This is a genomic window from Streptomyces sp. UNOC14_S4 (assembly GCF_020740835.1).
Taxonomy (GTDB): domain Bacteria; phylum Actinomycetota; class Actinomycetes; order Streptomycetales; family Streptomycetaceae; genus Streptomyces.
In genome coordinates, this window is record NZ_JAINFC010000450.1 from 1 (window position 1) to 6,235 (window position 6,235).

Annotated in this window: 5 protein-coding genes; 3 read left to right on the forward strand and 2 right to left on the reverse strand. The window is 70.1% G+C overall.

Annotated elements, in window-relative coordinates; all coding sequences use genetic code 11:
• Positions 1-179: 179 nt before the first annotated feature.
• On the reverse strand, positions 180-1,115 hold the full coding sequence (locus K6I34_RS29220) for a hypothetical protein (RefSeq protein WP_229330432.1): 936 nt from the start codon (positions 1,113-1,115) through the stop codon (positions 180-182).
• 1,320 nt (positions 1,116-2,435) lie between these two features.
• Between K6I34_RS29220 and K6I34_RS29225 the strand changes: the two genes are divergently transcribed.
• Positions 2,436-3,098, forward strand: coding sequence for a DedA family protein (locus K6I34_RS29225; RefSeq protein ID WP_229330434.1), 663 nt, complete (start codon positions 2,436-2,438; stop codon positions 3,096-3,098).
• A 100-nt stretch (positions 3,099-3,198) separates the two neighbouring features.
• Here the strand turns inward: K6I34_RS29225 and K6I34_RS29230 are convergent, their stop codons facing one another.
• Positions 3,199-3,423, reverse strand: a complete 225-nt coding sequence (locus tag K6I34_RS29230; protein ID WP_229330436.1) for a response regulator transcription factor — start codon at positions 3,421-3,423, stop codon at positions 3,199-3,201.
• Positions 3,424-3,718: 295 nt separating this feature from the next.
• On the opposite strand from K6I34_RS29230, the gene K6I34_RS29235 reads away from it, so the two are divergent.
• The gene (locus K6I34_RS29235) at positions 3,719-5,026 is read left to right on the forward strand and encodes an MFS transporter (protein WP_229330438.1); all 1,308 of its coding nucleotides are present in this window, start codon (positions 3,719-3,721) and stop codon (positions 5,024-5,026) included.
• Positions 5,023-6,235 (forward strand): polyketide synthase (locus K6I34_RS29240; protein WP_229330440.1); only part of this gene is annotated, 1,213 nt, incomplete at its 3' end. The genes K6I34_RS29235 and K6I34_RS29240, both read left to right, overlap by 4 nt.

A 6,235-nucleotide genomic window follows, 5' to 3' on the forward strand; every position in this document is an offset into this window, starting at 1 on the left:
GTCCACGTGCGTGGGTCTCCTTCGGGACGGGGCGTACGAGAACGTGACGGGAACGCAGGGCGGGGCGCCTTCTCCTGGCCCGCCCGCGCGGGCTTCTCGCGAGCTGGGATCTCTCCGCGGCCCGCGAGCCGCGCGGGCGGTCTCTCTCGTGGCGCCCCTCCGGCCGGAAGGCCCGACGGTCAGGCGGCCGATGCGGCCTGGACGGTGATGCGCGCGGAGAGCGACGCCTGGTCACCCACGGCGAAGGTCAGGTTCGCGCCGCCGAGCGGGGCGTCCTTGGACGCCTTCGCGGGGACCCATACCGACGACGTCGTCGGCGTCGGGCCCGTGTTCGTCAGGTGCAGATCGACGCCCGTGAAGTAGACGGCCTGCCCGTCCTGCGTCAGGGTTCCGGGGTAGTGGTACGTGCTCTTGTCGTGCAGCACGGTGAGCTGGCAGTCCCCGACCGAGCCCTCGTTGACGAATGCCAGGCCCTTGCCTTCGGGGAGGGCCACGTAGACGTCCTGCGGTGAGACCGTCCCGCTGCCGGCCGCCAGCGCCACCACGCCCGGGTAGCCGTGCTTGCCGCCGCGCGACAACGGCACGGGTGTCACCGCGGGGGACACCGAGAACGGGATGTACTGCACGACGCGGACGACGGTCGAAGGCGACGCCTGGTCACCCATGGCGAAGGTCAGGTTCGTGTCGCCGAGGGGGGTGTCGCCGGAGGCCGTCACGGCGACCCACGCCGCCGACATCGCGCCCTTCTTCGGCAGGGCCAGGTCGACGCCCTGGAAGACGGCGGCCTGGCCGCCCGGCAGCACGGATCCGGGGTAGGACTTCGTGCCACCGGCGGAGTCCTGCACAGTCAGCTGGCACGGGCCCTCGCCCTCGGTGACGAACGCCAGGTTCTTGCCTCCCGGGAGCGACACGAAGACGTTCTGCGGAGGAACCGTGTCGGCGGTGGCCTCCAGCCGCACCCCCGGGTAGACGGGTGCGCCTCCGCGTGCCGACGTCAGGATCCCCGGCGCCTGCGTCACGGAGAAGGGAGCCCTGGTCCAGCCGTCGATGGACGGCCCGTCGGTCGCGATCAGCGGGATCTGCGCGCCGGTGGGCGCGGTTTCCGAATCTGTCACGGCGTTTTCCTTTCGCTTCGGCCGGCGGGTATTTCACCGGAACGCGGAGGTGATGTGCATTCACTGGAGCGTGTTCGGCGGATTCCCGCGGCGGGGGATGGATATCGGATCTCCCATTCGGTGGATCCTCGACGGGAACCGCCGAACACGGAGAGAAACGTACGGTCGCCGGAACTCGGGCGTCAAAGACGGGAATCGGCAAGGGTCGATCAATGCGCCAGGGCCTTTCCGCGCCCCGCGCCACGTCCGGCGGCCTGCCCGTACGGCGGGCCGAAAAGATTGGTGAGCTGTGGAGACGGACGGGCTCGTCGCGGCCGGGCGGTCGCGCAACATTTATTGACGCCAAACGGTATCTGATGTTCCGATTGCCTGGCCGGGGCGGGAATCAGCTGGTCGGGGGCGTGTGCCCGGTCGTTTATGCGTTCCTGTCGAGCTTGGGCCGGATTCTGTCGCCGCTCTCACGCTGGGTTACTTTCGGGCGTCGGCCGGAATGGGGGGCGTCGCTTCGGCCGGGGAGGCTGGATTCCGTTGCGACTCCCCGGTCTCCTGGCCGGGACCGGGCCGCCGTCCGGGCTTGTCGCCAGGCGTGTTCGGGAGAGCGGGTGCCTGACGGGAGGGGAGGGGTGGTTGTTGAAAAAGGCGGCGCCCTATGCCGTTCCATCGGTTTTCGGAAAGGGTGTGAATGCGTCCGGGCCGGGATGGTCAATCGGAATGCCAATCGGAAGCCTTGTCGGTCGTTTATCGGCGCGTCATGGGATGGGGTGCGCAACCCGGGGGAGGCGGTTTCACGTGAACCCTCTCTTATGTGTGCCGCGTCACTGTGCGAGCTCATCGGGTACGAACATCGCAGGTGGCGCGGTGCGGCGCGGACCCGTGGCGGCGGCATGCCGACCGGCTGGCGGATTCCCTGCGGCCGAAACACGTATTCAGCGGGCGTTTACCCACCGGGGGTCTCCCGCTCCGCCTCCCGGAGTGGCGTCCGAAAAGCGCTCGCTCCGTGAGGTGTGCAGATGTGTGGATCTGTGACGTAGAGCACGGTCGCGTGTTTCGCTCTTCTCGCTTGCCGAGGAGCGATGTGTATTCCAGGGCTGTACTTCCTCTGCCCGCCGGAGACGCCGCCATGCCGAGCGGATGTGAGGCGATCCAGGGCGGGCCGCAGGGGGCAGCCCGGACAGGCGATCCCGACAAGCGACCCGAACAAACGGCCCGCCCCTCGCAACCCGCGGCCTCTCCGGGGAGTCTTCTCCTCCAGTAGGCTTCCCCGGCGTGCGCCCACCGGGCGCACGCCGGGGAAGATCGTCAACCGGGGAGGAACCGGCGTTGCACATCCAGGAGTGGCTCGAAACAGTACCGGCGGTCGCCGTCTACCTGTTGGTGGGCGGGGTCATCGGGCTGGAAAGCCTGGGCATCCCGCTTCCCGGTGAGATCGTGCTCGTCAGCGCCACGCTGATGGCCGCCACGCAGGACCACATCAACCCCTATGTGCTGGCCGCCTGCGCCATCGCGGGCGCGATCATCGGTGACTCGATCGGCTATCTGATCGGCCGCAAGGGCGGCAAGCCGCTGCTGGCCTGGCTCGGCCGGAAGTTCCCCAAGCACTTCGGCGAGCAGCACGTGGCCAAGGCGGAGGCGTCCTTCACCAAGTGGGGCATGTGGGCCGTCTTCGTCGGCCGCTTCATCGCCCTGCTGCGGATCTTCGCCGGTCCGCTGGCGGGCGTGCTGAAGATGCCGTACTGGAAGTTCCTCATCGCGAACGTCCTCGGCGGCATCGTCTGGGCGGGCGGCACCGTCGCGGTGATCTACTCCGTCGGCAAGGTCGCCGAGAAGTGGCTCAAGCAGTTCTCCTACCTCGGCCTTCTCGCCGCGGTGCTGTTCGGCCTCGGCTCGCTGCTGGTCATGAAGATGCGCGCCAAGAAGGCCGCGAAGAAGGCGGAGGCGGAGGAGGCGGCGGTCGCGTCCGAGGCCGTCGCGACCGTCGACTGAGCCGGAAGGCGTCATTCCGCGAGCGCCGGGCGGGCTGGAGGGATTCCAGCCCGCCCGGCGCTTTTGTACGCGGAGAACGAGGCAGAGAACGAGGGGGCCGTCAGCCGCCGTCCTGGGCGAGGCTCAGCCGGACGAGGTCCGCGAGGGTCGGCGCCGTGCGCTTGGCCCGGATACGCCGGGTGTACGTGCCCACGGTGTGGACACTGATGCCCAGGCGCCTCGCGATCTGATGGTGGGTGAATCCCGCGCCGATGTGGGCGAGCACTTCGCGCTCGCGGGGCGACAGGCTCGTCGACCCGCTCTCGGCGACGCTGTGGCCGGGCATCTCTACTCTCCAGGAGGTGGTGCGGTGGCGGCGCGTCGGCGCCGGAAGCGACCGTGGGCAAGCACATCGCTACCGGACGCACAAGGCGATCTAACCACGGACTCGGTGAAATACAAGCAAAAGATGGTCACTTGCGGTAGTTTCCGGCCGGTCCATGGCCTGTTATGGCCCTACTGCCCATTGTCAAGTCCCCAACTCGCGTGGCTCCAGGAGCGCTTCGTTCCGGGCGACCGTGTGTGCGTCCCCCGTTGATCCGCGGCGGCGATCCCGGCTGCCGATCAGGAGGCGCACACGCATGGGCCACTTCCGGCTGCTCGTCATGGGCAACGGCATCTCGGCGTACGGCAGCTACCTCAACATGGTGGCCCTCAACGTCTTCATCTACCACGTGACGGGCAGCGCCCTCACCGCGGGCCTCTTCATGGCCGTACGTCTGCTCACCAGCGTCGCGTCCGGCTTCGTGAGCGGCCGTCTCGTCTCGCGCTACGACCGCAAGCTGCTCATGACCGGGGCCGACCTCACCCAGGCGGCGGCCCTGCTCCTGCTGCTGCTCGCGCCCGGCGGCGCGCGCGTCGGGCTGCTCTTCGCCCTGGCCGTCGTCACCGGCGCCTGCTCGACGCTCTCCCAGGTCGCGCTCCGCAGCAGCGTCCCCGAGATCGTCGGTGCCGAGCACCGGGCCCGCGCCAACGGGCTCCTGGTGACCGGCCGTTCCCTCGCCATGATCGCGGGCTTCGCCTCGTCCGGCGTGGTGGTCGCCCGCTTCGGCTACACCACCGCCTTCGCGCTGGACGCCGTCACCTTCGTGGTCTCCGCCACGACCCTCTTCCTGCTGCCCGTGCGCACCCGCTCCACCGAGCCCGGGGAGACCGCCGGGGACAGCGACGGAAGCACACTCTCCGCCTACCGCGCCCTGCTGGGCGCGGCGCCTCTCCTGGCCGTGATGATCGTCGTCCGGGCGGTGGACGGCCTGGGGTCCTCCTCCCACAACGTCGCCCTGCCGATCCACTCCAGCGACCTGGACCCGGGCCACCCCGCCACGTTCATCAGCCAGTTCTGGGCCACCTGGGCCATCGGCAACATCGTCATGCAGCAACTGTCCGGCCGGCTGCTCGGCGGACCTGGCCGCACGGCGGGCGAACGGGCCTTCATCGTCGGGTCGTGCGTGATGTCCGCCGCGTTCATCGTGGTCTTCACCGGCCTGCCGACCGTCCTCACCGTCGTGGCCGCGCTCGTCGCGGGCATGGCCGACGGCTTCACCGAGATCGTCTACGTGTCGCGGCTCCAGGCCGCTCCCGACGCGCAGCGCGGCCGTCTCTTCGGCCTCTCGGCCTCGGCGGAGAACATCGGCTTCGGCCTCGGGATGATCCTGAGCGCCGCCCTCCTCGACCACTTCGCGCCGCTGCCCGTGGTCGCCTTCTTCCACGGCCTCGCGATCGTCCTGTGCGCCGTCGTCCTCGCCGTCCTGTTCCGGCGCGGCAGGAAGGAACCCCGGCACGAGGCACCTGCCGACCGGAACGACCGGGACGGTCAGGACGACCGGGACCTCCCCGCTGTGGAAGGACCCACCGTGGAAGGCCCCACCGTGGAAGGACACAACGCATGAGCCCCTCGCCCGACCCCCGCATGGCCGTCATCGGCATGGCCTTCCGGCTGCCGGGAGCGGACACGCCCGAGGAGCTGTGGCGCCTCGTCCTCGACGGCGCGGACCGCGTCACGCGCTTCACCGACGAGGAACTCGCCGCCGCCGGAGTGCCCGCCGAGCGGTACCGCGCCCCGGACTTCGTCGGCGCCTCCGGCATCCTCGACGACATCGCCGGGTTCGACCCCCAGCACTTCGGCATGAGCGCCCGCGAGGCGCAGATCACCGATCCGCAGCACCGGATGTTCCTGGAGTGCGCCCAGCACGCCCTGGAGAACGCGGGCTACCCGGGGGAGCGCGACGGCACCCGGGTGGGCGTCTGGGCCAGCACCGGGCACCACCTGTATTCGATGCAGAGCTACCTCGTCAACAACGTCCTGCCGGGCTCGCCCGGCGACGACTGGCTCACCCGCATGCAGACCATGGTCGGCAACTACGCCGACTTCACGGCCACCCGCGTCGCCTTCCGGCTCGGGCTCACCGGCCCCGCCGTCAGCGTCCAGACCGGCTGCTCCAGCTCCCTCGTCGGCGTGCAACAGGCGGCGCAGGCCCTCCTCATGGGCGACTGCGACATCGCCCTCGCCGGAGCCACCGCCGTCCACGTCCCCCAGGTGCTCGGCTACCACTACGTCAAGGGCTCCATCCTCTCCAAGAGCGGCCACCTGCGGGCCTTCGACGCCGCCGCCGACGGCACGGTCGGCGGCAACGGCGTCGCCGCGATCGTCCTCAAGCGCCTGGACCGGGCACTCGCCGACGGCGACACGATCCACGGCGTCATCCGCGGCTGGGGCGTCACCAACGACGGCTCGGACAAGAAGTCCTACACCGCCCCCAGCGCGCGCGGCCAGCGCGACGCGATCCGGGCCGCCCTCGGCCGGGCGGGTGTCTCCGCCGAGACCATCGGCTATCTGGAGACCCACGGCACCGGGACGCTCAAGGGCGACCCCATCGAATTCGACGGCGCCGCCGCCGCGTTCCGCGAGGACGGCGACCGCACCGGCTACTGCGCGCTCGGCTCCCTCAAGGCCAACATCGGGCACCTCGACGTCTGCTCGGGGCTCGCGGGCCTCCTCAAGACCCTGCTCGTCCTCAAGCACGGCATCGTCCCGCCGATGGCGAACTTCACCACCCCCAACCCCCTCCTCGCCCTCGACGGCAGCCCCTTCCGCATCC